General features: G+C 68.1%; 19 protein-coding genes. 13 read left to right on the top strand and 6 right to left on the bottom strand.

Annotated elements, in window-relative coordinates; translation table 11 throughout:
* Positions 1 to 2 precede the first annotated feature (2 nt).
* Both ICN82_RS13200 and ICN82_RS13195 read left to right on the top strand, forming a co-directional pair.
* A complete protein-coding gene (locus ICN82_RS13200; protein ID WP_193183535.1) occupies positions 3 to 929 on the top strand; it encodes a 2-hydroxyacid dehydrogenase in 927 nt (308 codons plus the stop codon).
* 75 nt (positions 930 to 1004) lie between these two features.
* The gene (locus ICN82_RS13195) at positions 1005 to 1232 is read left to right on the top strand and encodes a hypothetical protein (RefSeq protein ID WP_193183533.1); all 228 of its coding nucleotides are present in this window, start codon (positions 1005 to 1007) and stop codon (positions 1230 to 1232) included.
* A 3-nt stretch (positions 1233 to 1235) separates the two neighbouring features.
* Here the strand turns inward: ICN82_RS13195 and ICN82_RS13190 are convergent, their stop codons facing one another.
* From ICN82_RS13190 to ubiE, 3 genes are all read right to left on the bottom strand, one after another.
* Entirely contained in the window at positions 1236 to 1640 is a 405-nt protein-coding gene (locus ICN82_RS13190) for an RcnB family protein (protein ID WP_193183531.1), read from the bottom strand.
* A 102-nt stretch (positions 1641 to 1742) separates the two neighbouring features.
* Positions 1743 to 3272, bottom strand: a complete 1530-nt coding sequence (ubiB, locus tag ICN82_RS13185; protein ID WP_193183529.1) for a 2-polyprenylphenol 6-hydroxylase — start codon at positions 3270 to 3272, stop codon at positions 1743 to 1745.
* Between the two features lies 1 nt (position 3273).
* Positions 3274 to 4026, bottom strand: coding sequence for a bifunctional demethylmenaquinone methyltransferase/2-methoxy-6-polyprenyl-1,4-benzoquinol methylase UbiE (gene ubiE, locus ICN82_RS13180; protein WP_193183528.1), 753 nt, complete (start codon positions 4024 to 4026; stop codon positions 3274 to 3276).
* A gap of 112 nt (positions 4027 to 4138) precedes the next feature.
* Between ubiE and mutM the strand changes: the two genes are divergently transcribed.
* The 5 genes from mutM (at position 4139) to dnaN (ending at position 9491) form a co-directional block, all read left to right on the top strand.
* Positions 4139 to 4996: a bifunctional DNA-formamidopyrimidine glycosylase/DNA-(apurinic or apyrimidinic site) lyase gene (gene mutM, locus ICN82_RS13175; protein WP_193183526.1), complete on the top strand. Its 858-nt coding sequence runs from the start codon at positions 4139 to 4141 to the stop codon at positions 4994 to 4996.
* Positions 4997 to 5057: 61 nt separating this feature from the next.
* The gene (locus ICN82_RS13170; protein ID WP_193183524.1) at positions 5058 to 5834 is read left to right on the top strand and encodes an enoyl-CoA hydratase-related protein; all 777 of its coding nucleotides are present in this window, start codon (positions 5058 to 5060) and stop codon (positions 5832 to 5834) included.
* A gap of 95 nt (positions 5835 to 5929) precedes the next feature.
* The gene (gene rpsT / locus ICN82_RS13165; RefSeq protein WP_193183522.1) at positions 5930 to 6193 is read left to right on the top strand and encodes a 30S ribosomal protein S20; all 264 of its coding nucleotides are present in this window, start codon (positions 5930 to 5932) and stop codon (positions 6191 to 6193) included.
* A gap of 599 nt (positions 6194 to 6792) precedes the next feature.
* Entirely contained in the window at positions 6793 to 8238 is a 1446-nt protein-coding gene (gene dnaA / locus ICN82_RS13160) for a chromosomal replication initiator protein DnaA (RefSeq protein ID WP_226898478.1), read from the top strand.
* 134 nt (positions 8239 to 8372) lie between these two features.
* On the top strand, positions 8373 to 9491 hold the full coding sequence (dnaN, locus tag ICN82_RS13155) for a DNA polymerase III subunit beta (RefSeq protein WP_193183519.1): 1119 nt from the start codon (positions 8373 to 8375) through the stop codon (positions 9489 to 9491).
* Positions 9492 to 9620: 129 nt separating this feature from the next.
* Here dnaN and ICN82_RS13150 read toward each other — a convergent pair whose 3' ends face one another.
* Together ICN82_RS13150 and ICN82_RS13145 are read right to left on the bottom strand one after the other, a co-directional pair.
* Positions 9621 to 11747 carry a DEAD/DEAH box helicase gene (locus ICN82_RS13150; protein ID WP_193183517.1) on the bottom strand — a complete coding sequence of 709 codons (2127 nt, stop codon included), beginning with the start codon at positions 11745 to 11747 and terminating at the stop codon, positions 9621 to 9623.
* A 102-nt stretch (positions 11748 to 11849) separates the two neighbouring features.
* Entirely contained in the window at positions 11850 to 12707 is an 858-nt protein-coding gene (locus tag ICN82_RS13145; protein WP_226898477.1) for a 5'-methylthioadenosine/S-adenosylhomocysteine nucleosidase, read from the bottom strand.
* A gap of 493 nt (positions 12708 to 13200) precedes the next feature.
* On the opposite strand from ICN82_RS13145, the gene ICN82_RS13140 reads away from it, so the two are divergent.
* From ICN82_RS13140 to ICN82_RS13130, 3 genes are read left to right on the top strand one after another with little or no spacing between them, the layout of a single operon-like run.
* Positions 13201 to 15129, top strand: a complete 1929-nt coding sequence (locus tag ICN82_RS13140) for an ATP-binding cassette domain-containing protein (RefSeq protein ID WP_193183513.1) — start codon at positions 13201 to 13203, stop codon at positions 15127 to 15129.
* A gap of 23 nt (positions 15130 to 15152) precedes the next feature.
* Complete coding sequence (locus tag ICN82_RS13135; RefSeq protein ID WP_193183512.1) at positions 15153 to 17393, top strand: glycoside hydrolase family 3 N-terminal domain-containing protein; 2241 nt, start codon at positions 15153 to 15155, stop codon at positions 17391 to 17393.
* Positions 17381 to 18637, top strand: coding sequence for a glucoamylase family protein (locus ICN82_RS13130; protein ID WP_193183510.1), 1257 nt, complete (start codon positions 17381 to 17383; stop codon positions 18635 to 18637). Before ICN82_RS13135 ends, ICN82_RS13130 begins: the two co-directional genes overlap by 13 nt.
* Here ICN82_RS13130 and ICN82_RS13125 read toward each other — a convergent pair.
* Entirely contained in the window at positions 18616 to 19860 is a 1245-nt protein-coding gene (locus tag ICN82_RS13125; protein ID WP_193183507.1) for a glycoside hydrolase family 15 protein, read from the bottom strand. The two genes, ICN82_RS13130 and ICN82_RS13125, sit on opposite strands and share 22 nt — an antisense overlap.
* Before the next feature lie 322 nt (positions 19861 to 20182).
* On the opposite strand from ICN82_RS13125, the gene ICN82_RS13120 reads away from it, so the two are divergent.
* From ICN82_RS13120 to mdoH, 3 genes are read left to right on the top strand one after another with little or no spacing between them, the layout of a single operon-like run.
* Complete coding sequence (locus ICN82_RS13120; RefSeq protein ID WP_193183505.1) at positions 20183 to 21766, top strand: glucan biosynthesis protein; 1584 nt, start codon at positions 20183 to 20185, stop codon at positions 21764 to 21766.
* 2 nt (positions 21767 to 21768) lie between these two features.
* Positions 21769 to 21936: a hypothetical protein gene (locus tag ICN82_RS13115; RefSeq protein WP_193183503.1), complete on the top strand. Its 168-nt coding sequence runs from the start codon at positions 21769 to 21771 to the stop codon at positions 21934 to 21936.
* 18 nt (positions 21937 to 21954) lie between these two features.
* Positions 21955 to 23739, top strand: a complete 1785-nt coding sequence (gene mdoH / locus ICN82_RS13110; RefSeq protein WP_193183501.1) for a glucans biosynthesis glucosyltransferase MdoH — start codon at positions 21955 to 21957, stop codon at positions 23737 to 23739.
* The last annotated feature ends 52 nt before the right edge of the window (positions 23740 to 23791 follow it).

The raw sequence follows: 23791 nt of genomic DNA, 5'->3' as shown, positions 1-23791 counted from the left end.
CAATGACCCCCAACGTGTTCTTCACCGGCGGCCCCGAGGACTGGGCGCGCTACGAAACCCCGCTGCGCGACGCCCTGGCGGCCGAGGGAATCGCGGCGCGGGTCTCGCCGGACTGTCCCGATCCGGCAGCGGTGGATTACCTGGTCTTCCTGCCCGGCACGGTCAGCGACTTCACCCCCTTCACCCGCGCCCGCGCGGTGCTCAGCCTCTGGGCGGGGGTGGAGACGATCACCGGCAATCCGACCCTGACCCAGCCCCTGGCGCGGATGGTGGATGACAGCCTGACCGAGGGTATGGTGGAATATGTCACCGGCCATGTGCTGCGCCATCACCTGGGGATCGACGGATTCATCGGCGCCACGCGCTGGGAGAAGGCCGTGCCGCCGCTGGCGCGCGACCGCCGGGTGACGGTGCTGGGCCTCGGAGAGCTGGGCAGCGCTTGCGCGACCGCCCTGGCGGCGCTGCGCTTCGACGTGGCGGGCTGGAGCCGCCGCCCCCGGCGGATCGCGGGCATCACCTGCCTCTCCGGGCAGGAGGGGCTGCAGCAGGCGCTGGAGCGGGCCGAGATCCTGGTGCTGTTGCTGCCGCGCACGCCCGAGACCGAGGACATCCTGAACCCGCAGAGCATCGCCGCCCTGCCCCCCGGCGCGGTGGTGATCAATCCGGGTCGCGGGGCGCTGATCGACGAGGCCGCCTTGCTGGCGGCGCTGGATGACGGCCATCTGGGCCATGCCACCCTAGACACGTTCCGCACCGAGCCCCTGCCCGCCGATCATCCGTTCTGGCAGCATCCCCGGGTCACCGTCACGCCGCATATCGCCGCCGAGACCCGGCCCGAGACCGCATCGCGGGTGATCGCGGCCAATATCCGCCGCGCCGAGGCGGGCGCGCCGCTGCTTTACCGCGTCGACCGCGCCGCCGGTTACTGAGATGGCGCGCCGGCGGTCGCCCCGGCGGGGCGATCCGTGCTAGGATGGACCGTTCACTTCGTTCCGGAGACGGTCATGGTCAAGAAGAACCCCTTCATGAGCGCCTGGCTCAGCGAATATCACAGGGCCTCCAACGCCGCCCGGGCCGAATGGTCCGCCGAGGTCACGCGCCAGCAGAAGGCGATGATGAGGACCTGGCAGGCCCAGTGGACCGAGGCGGTGAATACCGGAACCGAGGCGTGGATGGAGATGTGGATGCCCTGGGCCTCGGGAAAGGGATCCGCCCCGAAGCGGCGGAAATAGTGATCAGCGCAGGTATTGCGAGACCACCCCCAGCGCGGCCGCGACGATCATCGTGTCGCGCATGACCCGATACAGCTGGTCGCCCTGACGGACATAGATCTGGCCCTCCGGCGGCCGAGGCAGCCGGTAGTCGCGCCAGTCGATCCGGTCGCCATGGATCTTCTTGTACTGGCCGGGCGGCATGTTGCCGGGTTTCTTGTCCAGCCCCGGGGGCACGCCCTTGCCGTTATTGCCCCTGCCGGGATTGCCCGCCAGTTCGAGGCGCCCGTCGCGGCCCTCCCCGCGGCGGGCCTCGTGACGGTCGCCGCCATGGTCGCGCCAGTTCCGGCCACTACCGCCCTTGTCGGCCAGGACCGGGACGGAGATCATCGACAGGCACAGGGCCGCGATCATCGTGGTCTTCATCATCTCTGAACTCCTTTCCCCGATGAACCCTCAACGGAAGGAAAAGGTCCATGCCGGCGCCATCCGGCGCACCACCTGCGGCGGAACTCCGCCGCTCGGGCTCCGCTAGGAGGCGATGAGCATGCCGATGGCGATGCACAGCGCTGCGGTGCCGCCCCCGGCGAGGAACCACAGCAGGCCCGACATCGACCGCAAGCCCGGCTCGGGCGGCTGGGACTGGGCAACCAGCGCCGCCTCGGCCAGCTTGGGCAGGCGCGGGCCCAGGCGCGCGACGACCCGCGCGGTCATGGCCAGGTCGCGGGCCAGCGCATGCACGCCCACGTTCTTGGCGATGTAGGTTTCCACCACCGGCCGGGCGACATCCCAGATGTTGATATGCGGATTCAGAGACCGCGCCACGCCCTCGACGACGACCATGGTGCGCTGCAGCAGGATCAGCTCGGTGCGGGTCTGCATGCCGAAGCGTTCGGTCACCTCGAACAGATAGGCCAAGAGCCGCGCCATGGAGATCTTGGAGGCCTCCATGCCGAAGATGGGTTCGCCGATGACCCTGAGCGCCCGGGCGAATTCGTCGATATCCTGATCGGCCGGGACATAGCCCGCCTCGAAATGCACCTCCGCCACGCGGCGGTAATCCTTGCGGATGAAGCCGAAGAGGATCTCGGCATAGACGCGGCGGGTATATTCGTCGATCCGGCCCATGATGCCGAAATCCATCGCCACGATCTCGCCCGCGGCGGTGATCTTCAGGTTGCCCTGATGCATGTCGGCATGGAAGTAGCCGTCGCGCAGCGCATGGTTCAGGAACATCTGCAGCACGCGTTCGCCCGCCGCCTTGCGGTCCACCCCGGCGGCATCCAGCGCCTCCAGATCGCTGGCGCCGATGCCGTTGGCCCATTCCAGCGTCATCACGCGGCGCGAGGACCAGGCCCAGTGCACGGCCGGCACGCGGAACCCCTCGTCCTTGGCAGTGGTCGCCGCGTATTCGGCGGCGGCCGAGGATTCCAGCCGCAGGTCCAGCTCGCCCCGGACCACCCCGTCGAAATGGCGGATCACCTCCATCGGACGCAGCCGCCGCGAGGAGGGCGACAGCAGCTCCACCAGCCGCGCCGCCAGATAGAAGGCGTCCACATCCTTGCGGAACGCTTTCTCGATGCCCGGCCGCAGGACCTTGACCGCGACCTTCTCGCCGGTCCCGGCCAGCCGCGCCTGGTGGACCTGCGCGATGGAGGCGGCGGCGATCGGTTCGCTGAGTTCGGAATAGATCTCCGGCACCGGGCGGCCCAGCTCGCGTTCGATCTGCGCCCGCGCCTCGGCCAGCGAGAAGGGCGGCAGCCGGTCCTGCAGCACCCTGAGCTGGCGCGCCAGGTCATCGCCGACCACGTCGGGCCGGGTCGAGAGCACCTGGCCGAACTTGATATAGGCCGGCCCCAGCGCGGTCAGGGCCCGGGTCGCGGGGGGCATCGCGGGATCGCCCTCGATCCCCAGCCACTTGAACGGCCAGCCGAGGACCCGCGCGGCGATGCGCAGGGGCTTCGGCGCATCCATCGCGTCGAGCACCAGCTTCATCGCGCCGGTCCGTTCGAAGGTCGCGCCCGTCCGGACAAGCCGCCAGATGTTGTGGGGTCCGCGCATGTCAGATCTTCCAGCCCGAATGCAGCGCGGCGATGCCCATGGAGAGGTTGCGGTACTTCACCTGTCCGAACCCGGCCTGCCGGATCATCCCGGCAAAGCTGTCCTGGTCGGGGAAGTTGCGGATCGATTCCACCAGGTACTGATAGCTGTCGCGGTCATTGGCGATCGCCTGCCCCATGCGGGGGATCACGTTGAAGGAATACAGGTCATAGGCCTTCTGCAGGGGCCGCGAGGGCAGCTGCGAGAATTCCAGCACCACAAGCCGCCCGCCGGGCTTCAGCACGCGATACGCCTCGTCCAGCGCGTCCTGCACGCGGGTGACGTTGCGGATGCCGAAGCTGATCGTGTAGGTGTCGAAGCTGTTCGCCTCGAACGGGAGCGCCATGGCGTCGCCCACGACCCAGTCCAGCCGGTCGGCAAAGCTCTCCGCCTCGGCCCGGCGCTGCCCCTCGATCAGCATGTCCTCGGTCAGGTCCAGCACCGTGACGCTTGCGCCGGGGGCGCGCTTGAGGATGCGGAAGGCGATGTCGCCGGTGCCCCCGGCCACGTCCAGCGACCGCATCCCGTCCCGGGGCGCCAGCCAGTCCATCATCGCATCCTTCCACAGCCGGTGGATGCCCATCGACATGACGTCATTCATCACGTCATACCGGTTCGCCACCGAGGAAAAGACGCCGTGGACCAGCCCGGCCTTTTCCTCCTCGCGCACGGTCCTGGCGCCGAAATGGGTGGTCTTGCTGTCCGCGTCACTCATGGGTATTGCCGCCTCGGTCGTTTCACCCTTCCTTATAGGACGCCCCGCCGAAGGAGCAACGCGATAGCGGATCACGCTCCCGCGGCACGGCGTGAACAAGCCGGAGGACGCCATGCCCGAACTGCCCGAGGTCGAAACCGTCCGCCGCGGACTGGAGCCGGTGATGACGAATGCGGTGATCTCCCGCGCGCAGGTCAACCGGCCCGACCTGCGCTGGCCCTTCCCCGCCCGCATGGCCGAGCGCCTGACCGGGCGCCGGGTGGCGGCGCTGCGGCGGCGGTCGAAATATCTGCTGGCCGATCTGGACGGCGGCGAGACGCTGCTGATCCATCTGGGCATGTCCGGCCGCATGCTGGTGACGAAGGATGAGAGCGCCGTCCAGATAGGGACTTACGTGCATGGCCATGCGGCGCCCGCGAAACATGACCACGTGGTCCTGGATTTCGACAACGGCATGCGCGTGACCTTCAACGACCCCCGCCGCTTCGGCGCGATGGACCTGTTCGCGACCGAGGCGGGACATCCGCTGCTGGCGCGGATCGGGCCGGAACCGCTGGGCAACGGCTTCAGCGCCGCACATCTGGTGCAGGCCTTCCGCGGCAAGGCCAGCCCGGTGAAGACCGCGCTTCTGGACCAGCGGATCGTGGCGGGACTGGGCAACATCTATGTCTGCGAGGCGCTGCACCGTTCGGGCATCTCGCCGCGCCGCGCGGCAGGACGGATTTCGGCCGCGCGGCTGGCGGTGCTGCATGCCGCGATCCGGCAGGTGCTGGAGGCGGCGATCGCCGCGGGCGGATCGTCCTTGCGCGATTATCGGCAGGCTTCCGGCGATCTGGGCTATTTCCAGCACGGATTCCGGGTCTATGATCGCGAAGGGAGGCCCTGCCCCACCGACGGCTGCCCCGGCACCGTGACGCGAATCGTCCAGTCTTCGCGCTCCACCTTCCTGTGTCCGCAATGCCAAAGATAGCTTGAAAGCCGGGCCGAGGCTGTTAAGGCTGAGGGCTGTTGGAACAATCAGGGCATCCCACATGGCCTATGAGACGCTGATCGTAGAGGTCGACGACCACATCGCCCAGATCAGGCTGAACCGTCCGGACGCGAAGAACTCCCTGAACAAGCTGATGGTCGCGGAACTGACCGACGCGCTGCAGGCCGCCGAACGCAACGACAAGGCGCGCTGCATCATGCTGACGGGGTCCGAGAAGGTGTTCTGCGCCGGGGCGGATGTGTCGGAACTGGCCGAGGCAAGCTTTGCCGACCTGTTCTGCGGCAATTATTATGGCCCCGATGCCGAACCGCTGGTGCGCTGCCGCAAGCCGGTCGTGGCGGCGGTCTCGGGCTATGCGGTGGGCGCGGGCTGCGAACTGGCGATGATGGCGGATCTGGTGATCGCCGCGGATACCGCGAAATTCGGCCTGCCCGATGTCAATCTGGGCGTCATCCCGGCGCTTGGCGGCACCCAGCGGCTGGTCCGGGCCATCGGCAAGGCCAAGGCGATGGACATGCTGCTGACGGGGCGGTTCATGTCCGCCGAGGAGGCCGAGCGCGCGGGCCTGGTCAGCCGGGTCGTGCCCGCCAAGAAACTGGCCGAGGAATCGCGCACGGCCGCCTCGCGCATCGCCGAGAAATCCATGGTCGGCACCCGCGCGGTGAAGGAGGCGGTCAACCGCGCCTTCGAGACGCCGCTGCGCGAGGGCCTGCTTTACGAGCGCCGGATGTTCCACGCGATGTTCGGCACGAATGACCAGAAGGAAGGCATGGCCGCCTATCTGGAGAAGCGCGAAGCCCAGTTCCGGGACAAATAGCACGCGAACTTGTCCACAGGTGCTTGACTTGAAGCCGAGTCGGGTCTAACGACGCGCTTCACAAATTCACCCTGCAATCGTTGGGAAGCTGTCACATGGCAAACACGCCACAATCCAAGAAGCGCGCCCGCCAGAACGAGCGCCGCACCGCCGTCAACAAAGCCCGCAAGTCGCGCATCCGCACCTTCCTGCGCAAGGTCGAGGAAGCCATCTCCTCCGGCGACAAGAGCGCGGCCGCGACTGCCCTGCAGAGCGCCCAGCCCGAACTGATGCGTGGCGTCAGCAAAGGCATCCTGCACAAGAACACCGCGGCCCGGAAAATGTCGCGCCTCTCCGCACGGGTGAAGGCGATCGCCTGATCCCCGCCGCCCTGCCCGCTTACCGGGCACGGGGCGGATTGCAGGACGATGCTCCGTGTGACCGGCCCGGCCGGGACGTCCGGATTCCAACGCGGCTGACGATGAGAATCGTCTGCCGCGTTCTTGTTTTATTAGGAATTTTCAAAGCCGGACGCCGTTCGGATTCGGATTTCCTTAAAAACCTGTCAACTTCGAAGTTCTGTTGCGCCTCCTCCGGCGAGGTTGATAAATTTGCTGGGCGACTCGCGTCGTATTGGGGGACATGGATACGCTGTTCGACCGAAGGGCCGGCCCAAGCACAGGCAAGCAAGGGCAAAGCTTCGGTTTGACCAACGTATCGCTGGTCCGGGCAGGCACGGAAACAGTGCAGCCCGACCCCGGCAAGCGGCCCTGCCAGGCCAGCCGGAACGGATGTCCATGAAATGTCGGGAAAGAGGTCCCGGGCTCAGGCGCCCGGCTCTTTCCGTGTGGCCGTCGGTCGGCCGTCAGCCCGCGCCCCGCGCGGGACCGGCCGTCCTGTCCCTCCGGGGGCCGGTGCGAACAAGAGTGAAGCAGTCAGGCTGCCGGTAGCAGCAGGCAAGGATACGGGTTTGGAGCAGATGACCGAAGAGACTTGGGGCAAGGTTCAGGGCGTACTCCGTCAGCAGGTCGGAGAGAACAACTACCAGACCTGGATCCAGCCCATCTCGTTCCGCTCCTGCGAAGATGGCGTCGTGCGGCTCTCGGTTCCGACCAGCTTCTTCGGCACCTGGGTGAACCGCAATTTCGGGGACGCGATCCTGATCGGCCTGCACAAGGCCGGCGAGGAGGCAAGCCGCCTTGTCTTCGAGGTCGCCAATACCGCCGCCCGCACGCCCTGTGCCCGCGACCAGGTGCCCGCAACAGCCGATGCCGACAGCGCCGCTCCCGCTGCCGCATCGCCTGCCGCGGCCGCCCCGGCCCCTGCACCGCGCGCCTCGGATCCCAGCCCGGCCCGCCCGCGCGGCGCGCTCGGCGGCACGGATGTGCACGGCGCCGCGCTGGATGCGCGCTATACCTTCGACACGTTCGTCGTCGGCAAGCCCAACGAACTGGCCCATGCCGCGGCGCGCCGCGTCGCCGAAGGCGGGCCCGTGACCTTCAACCCGCTGTTCCTCTATGGCGGCGTCGGGCTGGGCAAGACCCACCTGATGCACGCCATCGCCTGGCACATGCGCCAGCAGCAGCCCGACCTGAACATCCTGTTCCTTTCCGCGGAACAGTTCATGTACCGCTTCGTGCAGGCGCTGCGCGAAAAGCAGATGATGGATTTCAAGCAGCTCTTCCGCTCGGTCGACGTGCTGATGGTCGATGACGTGCAGTTCATCGCCGGCAAGGATTCCACCCAGGAAGAGTTCTTCCACACGTTCAACGCGCTGGTGGACCAGAACAAGCAGATCGTGATCTCGGGCGACCGCACGCCGACCGAGATGTCGGACATGGAGAACCGCATCGTCTCGCGGCTGCAATCCGGGCTGGTGGTCGATCTTCACCCCACGGATTACGAGCTGCGCCTGGGCATCCTTCAGCAGAAAGTCGAGGCCTATGCGGAACAGTATCCGCAGCTCTCGATCGAGCCCGGCGTGCTGGAATTCCTGTCGCACCGCATCTCGACCAATGTTCGCGTGCTGGAAGGCGCGCTGATGCGGCTCTTCGCGATGGCCAGCCTCGTGGGCCGCAAGATCGACATGGCGATGACCCAGGACTGCCTGGCCGACATCCTGCGCGCCTCGGAGCGCAAGGTGTCGATCGACGAGATCCAGCGCCGCGTGGCCGAGCATTACAACATCCGCCTGGCCGAGATGATCGGCCCGACCCGCGTGCGCACCGTCGCCCGCCCGCGCCAGATCGCCATGTATCTGTGCAAGTACATGACCACCCGCAGCCTGCCCGAGATCGGCCGCCGCTTCGGCGGGCGCGACCACACCACGATCATGCACGGGGTGAAGCGCATCGAGGAGCTGAAGGAAAAGGACACCCAGATCGCCGACGATCTGGAGCTTCTGCGCCGGTCGCTGGAGGCCTGACCGCCCGGCGGTGTGGTCATTCTGCCGCAAAGCCGGGCATTCCGCCCTAGCGCCTAGAAAAGCCGCAGAAAAGGGCTTGAGCCGCAGCCGCGTTCGGCTAGTGTCGCAGTCCCGTCCACTGGAAAGGTCGCGCCATGAGGATCAGCATCGAACGTGCCCAACTGCTTCGTGCGGTCTCGCAGGCGCAGTCCGTGGTGGAACGCCGCAACACGATCCCGATCCTGGGCAATGTGCTGATCGAGGCGGAAGAAGCCGACGTGACCTTCCGCGCCACCGACCTTGACATCGAGGTGATCGACAAGGCCGCCGCCCAGGTGGGCCGCGCCGGATCGACCACCGTCTCGGCCGTGACGCTGCACGAGATCGTGCGCAAGCTGCCCGATGGCGCGCTGGTGACGCTCAATGCCGATCCCTCCACCGATATCGTCACCGTGGAGGCCGGGCGGTCGCAGTTCCAGCTGAAGACCCTGCCCAAGGAAGATTTTCCGGTCATGCCGGCCAGCCAGTACAGCTCGAACTTCAGCGTGAAGGCCGAGGTGCTGCGCCGCCTGTTCGACAAGTCGAAATTCGCCATCTCCACCGAGGAGACCCGCTATTACCTCAACGGCGTCTACATGCATGTCGCCGAGTCCGAGGAAGGCCGCGTGCTGCGCTGCGTCGCCACGGACGGGCACCGCCTGGCGCGCATCGATGCCGAACTGCCCGCGGGCGCCGAGGAGATGCCGGGGGTGATCGTGCCGCGCAAGACCGTGGGTGAGCTGCGCAAGCTCCTGGATGATGACGAGGCCGATATCGCCGTCTCCGTCTCCGAGACCAAGGTGCGCTTTGCCACGCCGGACGTGACGCTGACCTCCAAGGTGATCGACGGCACCTTCCCCGATTACACGCGCGTCATTCCGGCCAACAACCCCAAGCGGCTGGAAGTCGATGCCAAGGATTTCGCCCGCGCCGTCGACCGCGTGGCCACCGTCTCCTCCGAACGCTCGCGCGCGGTGAAACTGTCGATGGACGAGGACCGCCTGATCCTGTCGGTCAACGCCCCCGACAGCGGCGCCGCCGAGGAGGAGCTGGCCGTGGCCTATGGCGACGAGAAGCTGGAGATCGGGTTCAACGCCAAGTACCTGCTGGAGATCGCCTCCCAGGTCGACCGCGAGAATGCCGTCTTCATGTTCAACAGCTCGGGCGACCCGACGCTGATGCGCGAGGGCTCCGACACTTCCGCCGTCTATGTCGTGATGCCGATGCGCGTCTGACATCCACCGCCTTTTCCCGACCCTTGCAAACCGCGCCCCCAAAGGCGCGGTTTTTTGCTGCCCTCGCCGCGCCAGAGCCGCCGCAGCGGGGAATGAAAAAGGGGGCCGCGCGGGCCCCCTTCTGGTCATTCAGTATTTCTTGCCGGGCTTGCCCGGACCGCCCGGGCGCGGCTTGCCCGGCGCGGATTTCGGCCGGAAGCCCTCGGATTTCGCCCGGAACGGCGGCTTGCCGCCCTCGGCATCCCGTTTCGTGCGGGGCTTGTCGCCCGGCACGCGGCGGGTCTTGCTGTGCTCGCCCGCATCGGGACGGCGGAAGCTCTTGGACGTGTCGCCGAACCGCGTCTCCTTCGGCTTCGCCGAGGCCGCGGGGCGGGGACGGGACTCGCCCTCCTTGCGGTCGAAATCTCGCGGCTTCGAGCGGTATTCACCGCCCCCCTCGCGCGGATACTCGCGCTTCTTCGGGCGGTCGTCCCGGTCGCCGTCGCGGGAGAAGTCCCGCTTCTTCGGGCGGAAGTCGCCGCGCTCGCCATCCTTCGCGAAATCGCGCTTCTTCGGACGGAACTCGCCCTCCTCGCGGCGGGCCGGGCGCGGCGGACGCGGGCCATCATCGCGGCGCGGCGCCCGCAGGGGGCGCGGGCCGTCATCGCGGCGCGGCGGACGGGCACGGGTCACTTCCTCGGGAACGCTGTCGACCAGCTCCAGCCGGACATCCTCTTCCAGCACGCCGCCATCGCCCAGGCGCGCGCCCAGATCGGGCCCCACCGCCTCGGCCAGTTCCACATAGGTCGCGGTGTCCAGGACGCGGATCTTGCCGATCTGGGTCTTGTCCAGGCCGCCCGCGCGGCACAGCAGCGGCAGGATCCAGCGCGGTTCGGCATTCTGGTCGCGGCCGATGGACAGCTTGGCCCAGATGGACGGCCCGAATTCGCGGCGCTCGCGCTCCTCGCGCGGGGCACGGACCGGCGCCACGTTCAGCTCCTCCGGCGCGGAGAGCTTGTTCTGGTACAGCCGGAAACAGGCGGCGGCGATCTGCTCGGGGGTGAAGGCCTCGATCAGCTTGGCGGCAAAGGCGGCCTCGCGCTCGCTGGGCTCCTGCGTCCAGGCCTCGTCCTCCAGCAGGCGCGCCTCGTCCTTGTCGAGGATCTCGTCGGCGGACGGGGCGGCGACCCATTCGGCCTGGACCTTCGCCCATTTCAGGATGCGGTTGGCCTTGTTGACGGCACGGTCATTGGCGATCAGCGCCGAGATGCCCTTGCGGCCCGCGCGGCCGGTGCGGCCCGACCGGTGCAGCAGCGCCTCGGTGCTCTGCGGCAGGTCGGCATGGATCACCAGGTCGAGATTCGGCAGGTCGATGCCGCGTGCCGCCACGTCGGTGGCCACGCAGACGCGCGCCCGGCCGTCGCGCATGGATTGCAGCGCATGGCTGCGTTCATCCTGGCTGAGCTCGCCCGAAAGGCTGGCCACGAGAAACCCGCGATTGGCCAGCCGTGCCGACAGCCGGGTGACGGCGGCGCGGGTATTGGCGAAGACGATCGCGGTCGGCGCGTCGTGGAACCGCAGCAGGTTGATGATCGCGTTTTCCTCGTCGCCCTGGGCGACCTGCACCGCCTGGTAGGAGATGTCCGAATGCTGCGACCCCTTGTCGAGCGTGGTCACGCGCACGGCATCGCGCTGATAGGTGCGCGCCATCTCCTCGATGCTGCGCGGCACGGTTGCCGAGAACAGCAGCGTGCGGCGTTCCTCGGGGGCCTCGCCCAGCATGTATTCCAGGTCCTCGCGGAAGCCCAGATCCAGCATCTCGTCCGCTTCGTCGAGCACGACGGCGCGGATCGCGTCAAGTTCCAGCGCACCGCGGGCGATATGGTCGCGCAGACGCCCCGGCGTTCCGACGACGATATGCGCCCCGCGTTCCAGCGCGCGGCGTTCGTCGCGGGCATCCATGCCGCCGATGCAGGTCGCGATGCGGGCCCCCGCCTTGGCATAGAGCCAGCCAAGTTCGCGCGCCACCTGCAGCGCCAGTTCCCGCGTCGGCGCCACGACCAGCGCCAGCGGCGCCGCCGCCGGACCCAGCGTGCCCGCCTCGCCCATCAGCGTGGGCGCGATCGCCAGGCCGAAGCCCACGGTCTTGCCGGAACCGGTCTGCGCGGAAACCAGAAGGTCGGCATCGGCGAGTTCGGGATCGGTGACGGCCTCCTGCACGGAAGTCAGGCTGTCATACCCGCGCTCGGCGAGGGCATCTTGAAGAGTCGGTATCATCGGGGGCGTGTCCATCGGGTCGGCGCGGGGTCCGTCCCGGCGCAAGAAATACGACCCCCTACAGGAGCCGCGGCGCTTTGTCCACAGGCATTGCCCCGGCGCTCAGTCCATCGCGGCCAGGAAGGCGGTGACCAGCGTGGCGGAATTCCCCGCCGCCAGGGCGAAGAACGTGCCCATCTCGTTCTGGCCCGCGCCGCCCCCGGCAAGGTCCGAGAGCGAGCGGAAGGCGATGAATGGCACCTGGTTGGCCCAGGCGACCTGCGCCACCGCCGCGCTTTCCATGTCGACCACCTGCGCCTCGAAGGTCCGGGCCACGTAGTCGCGGAAATCGGCGTTGTCGAGAAAGGCCATGCCCGACACCCCGTTGCCGCCCATCACCACCTCGGGCGGCGCGCCCAGGCAGGCACCTTCGATGCAGGTCTCGAAGTCCATTTCCGCCGCGACGGCCCGCGCCGTGTCCAGCAGGCCGGGATCGGCGGGAAACCAGAATTTGCGCTCGGGCGCGTCCAGCCCATCGCGCATCACCTCCACCGCGCGGGGGAAGATCATGCCGTAATTGTCGAAATCGGTCGGCACGAAGGGCAGCGGCATCCAGCCCTCGGGCGTCTCGCGCGCCAGCAGCGCCTCCAGATACGACCCCCATTGCGCGGGGACCACGACATCGCCGATATCCAGCGCCGGATCGACCCCGCCCGCGATGCCGGAAAAGACGATCGCGTCTATATCATAGTGGTCCAGCGCCAGCTGGGTGGTCATCGCGGCATTGACCATCGAGATCCCCGACAGGAACAGCACGACCTCTTGCCCCGCCAGCCGCCCGGTGACGAAGGTGACGCCGTTGAGGGTGTCGTCGCGGGAATCCTCCAGCGCCTCGACCAGCATGCTCCATTCCGGGGCGAAGGCCGAGATGACGGCCACGCGGCCCTGCTCCTCGGCGGCGGAGGCGGTGCCGGTCAGCAAAAGGGACCCCATACAAAGGGCAGCGGCGCGGATGGGCATCTTGCAGGGCTCCGGATGGGGAAGGGATGTTCCGAACGCAGGCTGGCGGGCGCGGCCGCGATGGTCAACCCTGGCAAGGGGCCGGGCGAATATCACAGCGAATCACCCTGGAGCCCGAGATTTGGCCGGATTCGTGCATAACGCGCATCGATCCCCCGAGGTTCCCGCGAGATCTGCGAAAATTTTCCGGTTTTCCCGACCCCGGGCGAAAACGTGATCGGCAAATGCGCGAATCCTGCCGTTAGGAAACCAGCAAGAATTGGACAATTGGCGAAAATCCGCCTAAAAAGGACGGGCTCATGAAGACCTCACCAAAGATCGAGGCGCGGGCGAAACCGGGAATTCAGGCGAGTTGCACGTAACGTCACAGACAGCCAGGACCCGCCGGGAGGCGGATTGTTAACCTGTGTCAATCAGCATGCTCTTCCCTGAGTTCCGCAATTGGGGAACGGGCATGAAGAAGCTGACTGGATTCTGGGGCCTGATCACGGCCTATTGGGTGTCGGAGCGATGGCGCGAAGCCTGGCTGCTGACCGCGGCGATTTTCGCCCTGACGACGCTGCTGAGCAAGGCAAGCGTCTGGACGGCGACGGCCAGCGCCGATTTCATCGCCTCCCTGGCGGGGTTCCATCGCAGCCTGAATACCGGCGAGGACGCGGTCGGCATCCTGTTCACCGCGGCCGTGGTCTTCGTGGCGATCTTCCTCGGCAAATCCGCGGGCGTGGCGACGCGGCACCTGCTGTCCAGCCACCTGCACCGCCGGGCCCGGTCCTGGCTGGTCGGCCGGTTCGACGCCGCCGTCCTGGCCGATCAGCGCATCGCGCTGGATCTCAGCAGCGACAAGGGCGGCGAGGGCAATGGCGCGCGCCTGCCCGACGCGATCGACCAGCGCATCGACGAATGCTCCATCGGGCTCTATGGCGGGGTGATCGGCCTGGCCATGGGGCTCTGGGGAGCGATCGCCTCGATCTGGTTCGTCTCGCAGGCGCTCCTTGAGCGCAGCCAGGCCGTCGCCTTCCTCGATGGCTGGGCCGCCTGGGCACGCGAGGGTCTGAGCGCGATGGGCCTGCCCGGCCTGGCGCAGGCCGTGGTGATCGAGCCCGGCATCCACGGCACGGCGATCCTGTCGGGGCTGCTGGTCATCACCTATGTGCCCACCATCACCGCCATCGCCTGGGGGATCGGCAAGGTGATCGAACGGCTGACCGTCGCGCGGCAGCGGTTCAACGGCGCCTGGCGGGGCGAATGGAATTCCATGCTGGGCCGTGTCACCCGCCTGGCCGCCTCGCGCGGGCAGGGCGTGCAGCGCGATGTGAATGCCCGTCTCTACCAGGATGTCGACCGCACATGGGGCCGCCAGAACCGCTGGGATGCGGGGATGCTGCTGTTCACCGACAGCTACAATTTCCTGTCCTCGCGGCTCTTCGCCTATCTGCCGGCCCTGCCCGCCTACATGTCCGGGCAGATGAGTTTCCGCACTTTCGCGGCCAGTTCCGAACTGACCGCCGCGCTGATCGCCGACACGTCCTGGTTCATCAACGTGATGCCCGCCATCGCCAATCTGCGCGCCAATGCCGACCGGCTGACCGAACTGGCCGCCGCGGTGGAACGCGTGCAGGACCGCGAGAGCTTCTATCGCGAGACCGGCGTCAACACCTTCCGCCAGTCCAAGCATGACACCGGTCCCGTGCTGAAGCTGGACCAGCTGGCGCTGCATCACCGCGGCCATGACACGGAGCCCTTCGTCGCCGTCCCGCGGCTGGAGCTGTGGAAGGGCGACTGGGTCTATTTCCACGGCCGCAACGGCTGCGGGAAAAGCTCGCTGCTCAAGGCGGTCGCGGGGCTGTGGCCCTATGGCACCGGCACGGTCAGCCGCCGCGACGACAGCCGGCTGTTCTTTGCCGGGCAGGAACCCGACCTGCCCGACCGGCTGACGCTGAAGGCGCTGGCCTGCTATCCTGCCCGCGAGACCGCATTCGACGACATCCGCGTCGCCCATGTGCTGAACCGGGTCGGGCTGGGGCAGTTCATCGGCGCGCTGAAAGAGGAGCTTCACGACGGGCAGCAATGGCGCAACGTCTTCTCGGGCGGGCAGAAACAGCGCCTCGTGCTGGCGCGGATCCTTCTGCACCGCCCCGAGGTGCTGCTGCTGGACGAGGCCACCTCGGCCATGGACATGGTGGCGACGGCCGAGTTCCACATGACCATCCGCGAGGAGCTGCCCGGGACTTCGGTGCTGGCGGTCCTACATGGCAAGGAAGTGCCGCACGATCCGGACGGGCTGCCCTTCTACAACGCGGTGCTTGGCATTCGCAACGGAATCGGCATGGTCCGTCCCGTCGGCAAGGGCAATCTGGGGGTCGCGCAGCTCGTCGCGGAGTGACCCCGTAGCAAGGGGGTCATCACGTGACCGCAGAACACGATCCGCAGGGGCTCCTGGCCCGGATGACGCTGGCCGAGAAGATCGGCCAGCTGAACCTCCTCGCCGCCGGCGAGGGCCTGACCACCGGGGCCCAGACCTCGACCCCGCTGGCGCGGCGGCTGGATGCGGGCGAGGTCGGCGCCATCTTCGGCACGAAATCCCGCGCCTCCGCCCGCGCCCTGCAGGAACGCGCCATCGCCGGGTCGCGCCTGGGCATCCCGCTGTTCTTCGCCGAGGACGTGATCCACGGCCACCGCACCATCTTTCCGCTGAACATCGCCCAGGCCTGTTCCTGGGACATGGAGCTGATCCGCGCCTGCGCCGCCTTCTCGGCCGAGGAGGCCGCGAGCGAAGGGCTGCACCAGGTCTATGCGCCGATGATCGACATCAGCCGCGATCCGCGCTGGGGCCGCGTCGCCGAAAGCCCGGGCGAGGATCCGCACCTGGCCTCCTGCATCGCCGAGGCGATGACGCGGGGACTTCAGGAAAACGCGGGCGGGCGCGTCTCGGCCTGCCTCAAGCATTTCGTCGCCTATGGCGCCACCCAGTCGGGGCGCGACTACGACAATGCGACCATGGCCTGGGAGGACCTTCTGGACATCTACCTGCCGCCTTTCGTGGCCGGGATCGAGGCCGGGGCAGAGGCGGTGATGGCGTCCTTCAACGCGGTCAACAAGATGCCGATGCATGCGCATGAGCCGCTGATCGAGGGCTGGCTGAGGGGCACGGCCGGGTTCGGCGGGCTGGTCGTCTCGGATTATACCGGGGTCCGGGAACTGACCGCCCACGGCATCGGCACGCCGGACATGGTGGTCGCCCGCGCGCTGCATGCCGGGATCGACATGGACATGGTGGGCGAGGATTACCTGCGCCACCTGCCGCGGCTGGCCGAGGACGGGCTCGACGCGCCGCAGATCGGGCTGCACATGCCCGCCGAGACGGTCCGCGCCCTGATCGATCGCGCCTGCCTGCGGGTGCTGGAGTTCAAGGCGCGCCAGGGGCTGTTCGCCGAGCCTTATCGCGGCATGGATCCGCTGGCCCCCTCGCCCGACCGCCAGGCGGGCCGCGCGCTGGCACGCAAGGCGGCGGCGGGGTCCTGCGTGCTGCTGAAGAACAATCACCTCCTGCCGCTGAAACCCGGCCAGAAGGTCGCGCTGATCGGGCCGCTGGCCTCGGACCGGGCCAACATGCTGGGCACCTGGTCGGTCTCGGGCGATGCGCGCGACGTCACCAGCCTGGAGGAAGCGCTGCGCACGCAGAACTGGGCGGCGCTGACCACGGCGGTCGGCGCAAACCTGGTGCGCGAACCCTGGCTGGTCGACCGGCTGAACGTCCATGGCGTCACGGTCGAGCCCGATCCCCGCGACGAGGCCGAGATGATCCGCGAGGCCAAGGAGATCGCCGCGGCGGCGGATGTGGTGATCCTGGCCATAGGCGAGGCCAAGGAACATGCCGGGGAATCCTCCTCGATGCTGGCACCGGAACTGCCCGCCCCGCAGAGACGGCTGGTTGCCGAACTGGCGGCGGGCTGCACCCCGGTCGTGGCGGTGGTCTTCGCCGGGCGGCCGCTGGCGCTGGGACAGGTGCCGCAGCAGGTCGATGCGCTGCTTTATGCCTGGCATGGCGGCATCGCGGGACCCGAGGGGGTCGCCGACATCCTGACCGGCGCGGCAGACCCCACCGGCAGGCTGGCCGTCACCCTGCCGATGCATCCCGGCGAGACGCCGCTGAGCTATGCCACCGAACCCACCGGCCGCCCGTTTCCCGGGCGGTTCCAGAAATTCCTGACCGGCTGGCTGGACCTCGAGGATGCCGCCGTGCCGGCCGCCTATCCCTTCGGCTTCGGCCTGACCTATGGCCATGTCGAATATTCCGAAGTCATGGCCGATGTGCCCGGCGGAGGCGCGGCGGGCATGGCCGAGGTGTCGGTCGACATCACCAACACCTCGGACCGCGCGGTGACGGAGACGGTGCAGATGTACATCTCGGACCCCGAGGCGCGGATCACCCGGCCGTCGCGGCTGCTGAAGGATTTCCGCCGCGTGCCGGTCGCGCCCGGCGAAACCCGCCGCGTGACCTTCGAGGTGACGGCCGAAATGCTGAGCTATCACGTCGCGCCCAGCCTCGCGGAGGCGCAGAAGGTCTGGGATCCGGGCCGGATCCTCGTCCATGTCGGGCCGGACAGCCGCGACACCAGATCGGCGGAGATCACATGGGGGGCGTGACGAAAGGGCTGGACGACGCCGCGCTGCGCGACCGGATCGCCCAGGCGACGGCGGGCTATTTCCTCGACTGGAGCCACCCGGTCTCGGGCATGGCGCGCGAACGCTCCGCCGGGGCCTTCGGCTATGACATCGAGGAAACCGTGACGACGGGCGGCACCGGCTTCGGCCTCATGGCGCAGATCGTGGCGGCCGAGCGCGGCTGGCGGCCCCGCCAGGAGATCCTCGACCGCCTGGAGCGGCTGGCCGGGTTCCTGGAAACGGCGGACCGGTTCAACGGGGTCTATGCGCATTTCTACTATGGCTCGACCGGCCGGGTGATCCCCTTCATGGCGGGCGATGATGGCGGCGACATCGTCGAGACCGCGTTCCTCGCCATCGGGCTGCTGGCGGCGGCCGAATATTTCGCCGATGCGCCGGAACTGGCGGCGCGGCTGGAGGCGATCGTCGCGGGCATCGACTGGTCCGCCCATGTCGGGCCGAAAGGCGTCATGTGGCACGCCCATCCCGACCGGCCCTTCCCCGAGAAGGCGCTGGATCTGGGCGGCTGGAACGAGGCCTTCCCGGTCTTCGTGCTGGGCGCCGGGGCGGAGGATCCGTCGCACCGCATTCCCGTCCATATCTATCACGACCGCTGGGCCAGGGCGCGCAGCTTTCTCAACGGCAAGTCCTTCGCGGGGATCCCGCTGCCGCTGGGTCCCGACTGGGGCGGGCCGCTGTTCCTGTCGCAATATCCGTTCCTGGGGATCGACCCGCGCGGGCTGCGCGATGCCTATGCCGATTACGGGGAACTGGCGCGCAACCATGCGCTGATCAACCGGGCGCATTGCTTGGCGAACCCGCATGGATACGCGGGCTACGGCGCGGATCTCTGGGGGCTGACCGCCGGGGACGACCATAGCGGCTATGTCGCGCATTCGCCGAAGGAGGATACCGGGGTGATCACGCCCACCGCCGTGCTGACCTCGTTTCCGATGGTGCCGGAGGAGGCCATGCCGGCGATCCGGCACATGCATGACGATCTGGGCGACCGGATCTTCGGCGAGGCGGGATTCGTCGACGGGTTCAGCCTGCATCACGACTGGGTCGCCGAAAGCCGGCTGGCCATCGACCAGGGGCCGATCACCGTGGGGCTGGAAAACCACCGCTCGGGGCTGCTGTGGCGGCTGGTGATGCGGCGGCCCGAGATCCGGCGCGGGCTGGCCGCGCTGGGATTCGCCTCGCCCTACCTCTCGCCCAGCACCTGAACCGCCCGGTCGCGCGCGGCGGCGGCCTGCAGGAGGGCCGCCGAGGACCAGGTCAGCGCCGGGCAGGACCGGGGGGCGCCCGTCTCCCGGTCGAATTGCTCGGGCAGCGCGTCGCCTTCGGGTGCCAGGTCCAGCACCAGCGCCAGCCGCGCCTCGCCGCGGCGGAACCGCGCCCCGTCCAGGTGCCGCGCCGCCAGCCGGTAATCGAGTTCCGCGCAGGCCAGCGTGCAGGGATACCAGGGATTGCCGCCGAAGAAGACATCCCCGCGCCAGCGCCCCATCGCCGGAACCGCGCGGCCGCGATTGAGCGGGTAGAGATCGGCAAAGACCCGTTCCAGCGCCGCCACCGTCGCCGTCATCCATCGCCCGTCCAGCGCCAGCGGGCCGTCCCAGCGCCCGGCATCGAGGATCGCCATGACCGTAGCGATGTCATGCGTGCCCGGCGCGGCCTCGAGGCTTTCGCGCAGGCTGCCATCCGGATCCTCCGCTTCGCCGAGCAGGGCGACGATCGCCGCCGACCGGCCTGCCAGGGCCGCCGCGAGACCGGCATCGCGTCCCGCCGCCCAGGCTGCCCCCCGCGCCATCGCATCGGCCTGCGCGATCAGGGTGAAGCTGCAGCGCCGGGCCGGTTCCTCCTCCCAGGGGCCGATGGCGGGCCGTCCCGCGACCCGTAGAAGATGCTCTAGGTCGCGCCGCAGCAGCATCTCCGACGCCGCCCCGGCGAGTTCCGGGACGCGCTCGGTCAGTTCCAGCAGCGACTGCGCCCGCAGGGCGGGCCCGTCATCCTGCGGCCGCGACCAGCGTTCCAGATCCGGCCCGCCATCGGCGGCGACGCGCGGCTCCTCCAGCCAGGCCGGACCGGTCAGCGCGGCAAGCTCGGCATCGGGGCGCAGGAATTGCAGGTGGTCGGCGGCGGTGGCGGCGCGCAGCGGATTGACCGCAGGGCCCTGCCGGCCCGGGTCCGAAATGGCCAGGGAGAAGTCCAGATAGTCGCGCAGCCGCCGGATCCACCCCGCCCGGTCGCCATCCTCCGCCATGGCCAGGGGCATCGCCCGCGCGATGATCGCGGCGTCGCGGATCCAGTGGTGGAAATAGTCCGGCGCCGGGTCCCAGTGGCCCGGATGGGTCGAGGCCAGGATCGACCCGGGGGCCGGCGTGACCGTCCAGCCGAACCCGGCGCGATGCTGAGACAGCCCCGTGGCCGAACAGGCGCGCGCGATCATCCGGCCTGCCGCCGCCCGCGCTGTGGCAATCCTGTCCGGTCCGCAAATATTTTCATCCGACATATCGGAGATCCTTGTAAGGTCGCACGAAATCCCCCATGTCCCCCGGCGGCAGCTAGCTTATTATGCACATGCAGCAAGAGTTTGCCGATATAATGATGGAATACTGGGCAGCGACTCGCTCGGGTGGGCAATAGCATGCCGCAGCGCATTGAATGGCCGCAGGCCGGGAACCCTCGGCCGAAGCTCTGGTTAATCAGTCATTCAGGTACGGGCCCGAGGCCATGTGCCCAGGCAAACTTGAACGCGGGATAGCAGACGTATGACGACCGACACAGGGTGCTCCAGGCGGAGACTTCTCGGCAGTGCCGCGGCCTTCGGGCTGTCCATGGCGCTTGCCCCGATGGTCCGCGCCGAACCCAATACCGGAGCTCCGCTGGCGGAGGGCGAGCCGTTCAGCTTTGACCTGCTTTCCGCCGCGATGCAGAAACGGGCGGAAGCGCCCGATCCCGGGGCCTTCCGGCCGCCGCTCCTGCTGGACGGGCTGGATTACGACACCTATCGCAACATCGCCTTCCGCCGCGACGCCGCGCGCTGGAACGACAAGGCCGACGAATTCCGCCTGCATGCCTTCCATCGCGGCTGGCTGTACCAAGATGCGGTGGCGATGTTCGATGTCTCTTCGGGGACGGCAAAGCCGTTCAGGTTCACCGCCGGCGATTTCGAGTATCGCGAGGAACTGGCCGGCAAGCTCGCCCCCGATACGCCGGTCCCCGGTGTCGCGGGATGGCGGATGCTGTCGCGGCTGAACACTGCCGACCGGTTCGACGAACTCATCGCCTTCCTCGGCGCGAGCTACTTCCGCGCGCTCGGACAGGGCAGCGTCTACGGCGCCTCCGCCCGCGGGCTGGCGATCGACACCGCCACGGGACGTGCCGAGGAATTTCCCCGCTTCTCCGCCTTCTACTTCGAGCGCCCGGCGCCCGGGGTGGAGACGGTGATCGTCAATGCCGCGCTGGACAGCCGCCGGGTGACCGGGGCCTACCGCTTCGTCATCACTCCCGGCGCCGTGACCAGCATGGAGGTGACCGCGCGCCTGTTCTTCCGCGAAACACTGGAAGAGGTGGGGATCGCGCCGCTGACCTCGATGTTCCTGTTCGACCGCACCACGCCGGGCCGGTTCCACGATTATCGTCCGCAGGTCCATGACAGCAACGGGCTGGGGATCCAGATGGGCGACGGGCGGCGGATCTGGCGCACTTTGGCCAACCCGCCGCGCCTGGGCCAGTCCTGGATCAACGCGTCCGGCATACAGAGTTTCGGCCTGTATCAGCGGGACCGTGATTTCGACGAATACTCGGATGCGGAATCGCGTTTCGAGAAGCGGCCCTCGATCGAGGTGGAACCGCTGAACGACTGGGGAACCGGCTTCGTCCGGCTGATCGAGATCCCCACCGAACAGGAGGCGACGGACAATATCGTCGCCTACTGGCGTCCGGCCGACCCGCTGGAGGCGGGCAGCCAGAAGGAATACCGCTATCGCATGCTCTGGGGCGACCTGGCGGGTGAAAATAACGAGAAACTCGCCATGGTGGTTTCGACCTCCAGCGGCGATGCCGGAGTATCGGGCAGCAAAAACGAGGATGGCGGACGAAAATTCGTCATCGATTTCAAGGGCGGACGGCTGGAAGGCGTCACGGAGACAGATGCCGTGCAGCCGCAGGTTTCCGTCAATGGCGGGCTGGTGGACACGCCCGCCCTGCGCAGGATCGAGGGGACCGGGTTGTGGCGCCTGGTATTCGACATAACCCCGTCCGGCGCAGATCCGTTGGAACTTCGGGCATGGCTCGAGGGTTTCGACAGTGTCCTTTCCGAAACCTGGACCTATCAATGGGTGCCGAGATGACCATGCCTGATGCAAAGCAGTTTAACAAATCGCTCGCCACGGCCACGACCCTGCCGGACAGCCCGATGGCCATGCCGGAGCAAATCCTCGAATCCCCGGCCGAGATGCGCCCGGGCATGTCCTGGCTGACCGTCCTCGTGGCGCTTGTCGGCTGGCGCGTGCACGGGTAACGGATCGCGACCGGGCCCATGATCGATCTTGCCACCGGACTTCGCCGGACCATCTGCCTTGCCGCCGCCGCGGCCGCGGGCATCCTGGCCGGCGCCCTGTTCATCTATCACGCCGGCAGCACCGGGATAGGATTGCTGGATGTCGTGATCGCGGTGGTGATCGCCATGGCCACCTGGTGGATCGCCTGGGGCGCCTGCCAGGGCGTGACCGGCCTTGTCACGCCCGTGCCGCGCCGTCCCACGCATGACGGCCCGATCCACAGCCGGACCTGCATCCTGGTTCCGGTCTATAACGAGGATCCGGTTGCGGTCTACGCCCGGATCGCCGCCATGGATGCCGACCTGAAGGCGGAAGGCATCGACCGGCATTTCCACTTCGCGATCCTGTCGGATACGCGCAAGGCCGAGCTGGGCGAGCGCGAGGAAGAGGAACTGGCGCGCCTGCTGAAGCTGACCTCGGGCGAGGGACGGATTTTCTACCGCCGCCGGATCGACAATACCGGCCGCAAGGCCGGCAATATCGAGGATTTCATCCAGCGCTCGGGCGGGGCCTATGATCTGGCCCTGATCCTCGATGCCGACAGCCTGATGTCCGCCGACACGATCGGCGAGATGGTGCGCCGGATGGAGGAATCCCCCGATGTCGGCCTGTTGCAGAGCCTGCCGCGGGTGATCGGGGCGCGCTCGCGCTTCGGCCGGATGATGCAATTCTCCGCCGGGTTCTACGCGCCCATCTACTGCAACGGCCTGACCGCGCTGGCCGGACGGACCGGATCCTTCTGGGGCCATAACGCCATGGTCCGGATCTCGGCCTTCGCGCAAAGCTGCGGCCTGCCCGAACTGCGCGGCAAGCCGCCTTTCGGCGGGCAGATCCTCAGCCATGACTCGGTGGAGGCGGCGCTTCTGGCGCGGGCGGACTGGCAGGTGCGCATCGATCCCGACCTGGGCGGCTCCTTCGAGGAAGGCCCCGACGACCTGATCGAATATGCCAAGCGCGACCGCCGCTGGGCCCAGGGCAACCTGCAGCATGCCCGTCTTCTGGTGGCACCCGGCCTGAAGGGCTGGAGCCGGTTCGCCCTGTTCCAGGGCATCGTCGCCTATACCGCCCCCGCGATCTGGGCACTGTTCCTGATCCTGAGCCTGGTCGCCGCGGCGACCGAAAGCGCGATCAACTACTTCCCGATGCCGGATTTCCCCGTGCCCATCTTTCCCGGGGAACGCACGGCCGCCGCGATCGGCCTGTTCGCCGGGGTGATCGGGCTGTTGTTCCTGTCCAAGTTTCTGGTTCTGGGCCATGCGCTGGTCACCGGGCGGGCGCGGGAATTCGGCGGGGGGACGAACACCTTCGTTTCGACGCTGACGGAACTGCTGCTGTCCTCGATCATCGCGCCGCTTCTGATGATGTTCCAGCTGCGCGCCCTGTGGCAGATCCTGTCCGGTCGCGACGGCGGCTGGCCCACGGCCTCGCGCGACAGCAGCGCCGTGCCGCTGAAGACCGCCTTCGCCGCAAGCTGGTGGATGACGCTCGCGGGGCTGGTGCTTTTCGTCTTTGCGGCGATCTTCGCGCCGCGGCTGATCCCCTGGCTCATGCCCGTCGGGCTTCCCCTGGTGATCGCGCCCTGGCTGATTTCCTGGACGTCGCGCCGGCAGAAGTCGCGGCTGATGACGACGCAGAGCCAGAGCGACCCGCCGACCGTGATCCGCGCCTTCCGCGCGCATCTGAGCGACTGGGAAACCGCACCGGCGCCCGCGCCCGTGGCACCGCCCGCCCCCGCGGCATCCGGGCTCGCCGCCCTGGGCTGAGCCCTTGACCTTGCCCCCGGATCCCGGACTGGGAGTTAGATTACTCGCAGAC

The sequence above is a fragment of the Mangrovicoccus algicola genome (genome assembly GCF_014903745.1).
GTDB lineage: Bacteria > Pseudomonadota > Alphaproteobacteria > Rhodobacterales > Rhodobacteraceae > Mangrovicoccus > Mangrovicoccus algicola.
Note: the sequence above shows the minus strand (reverse complement) of the source record. Positions and strands in the feature narration are given on the sequence as shown.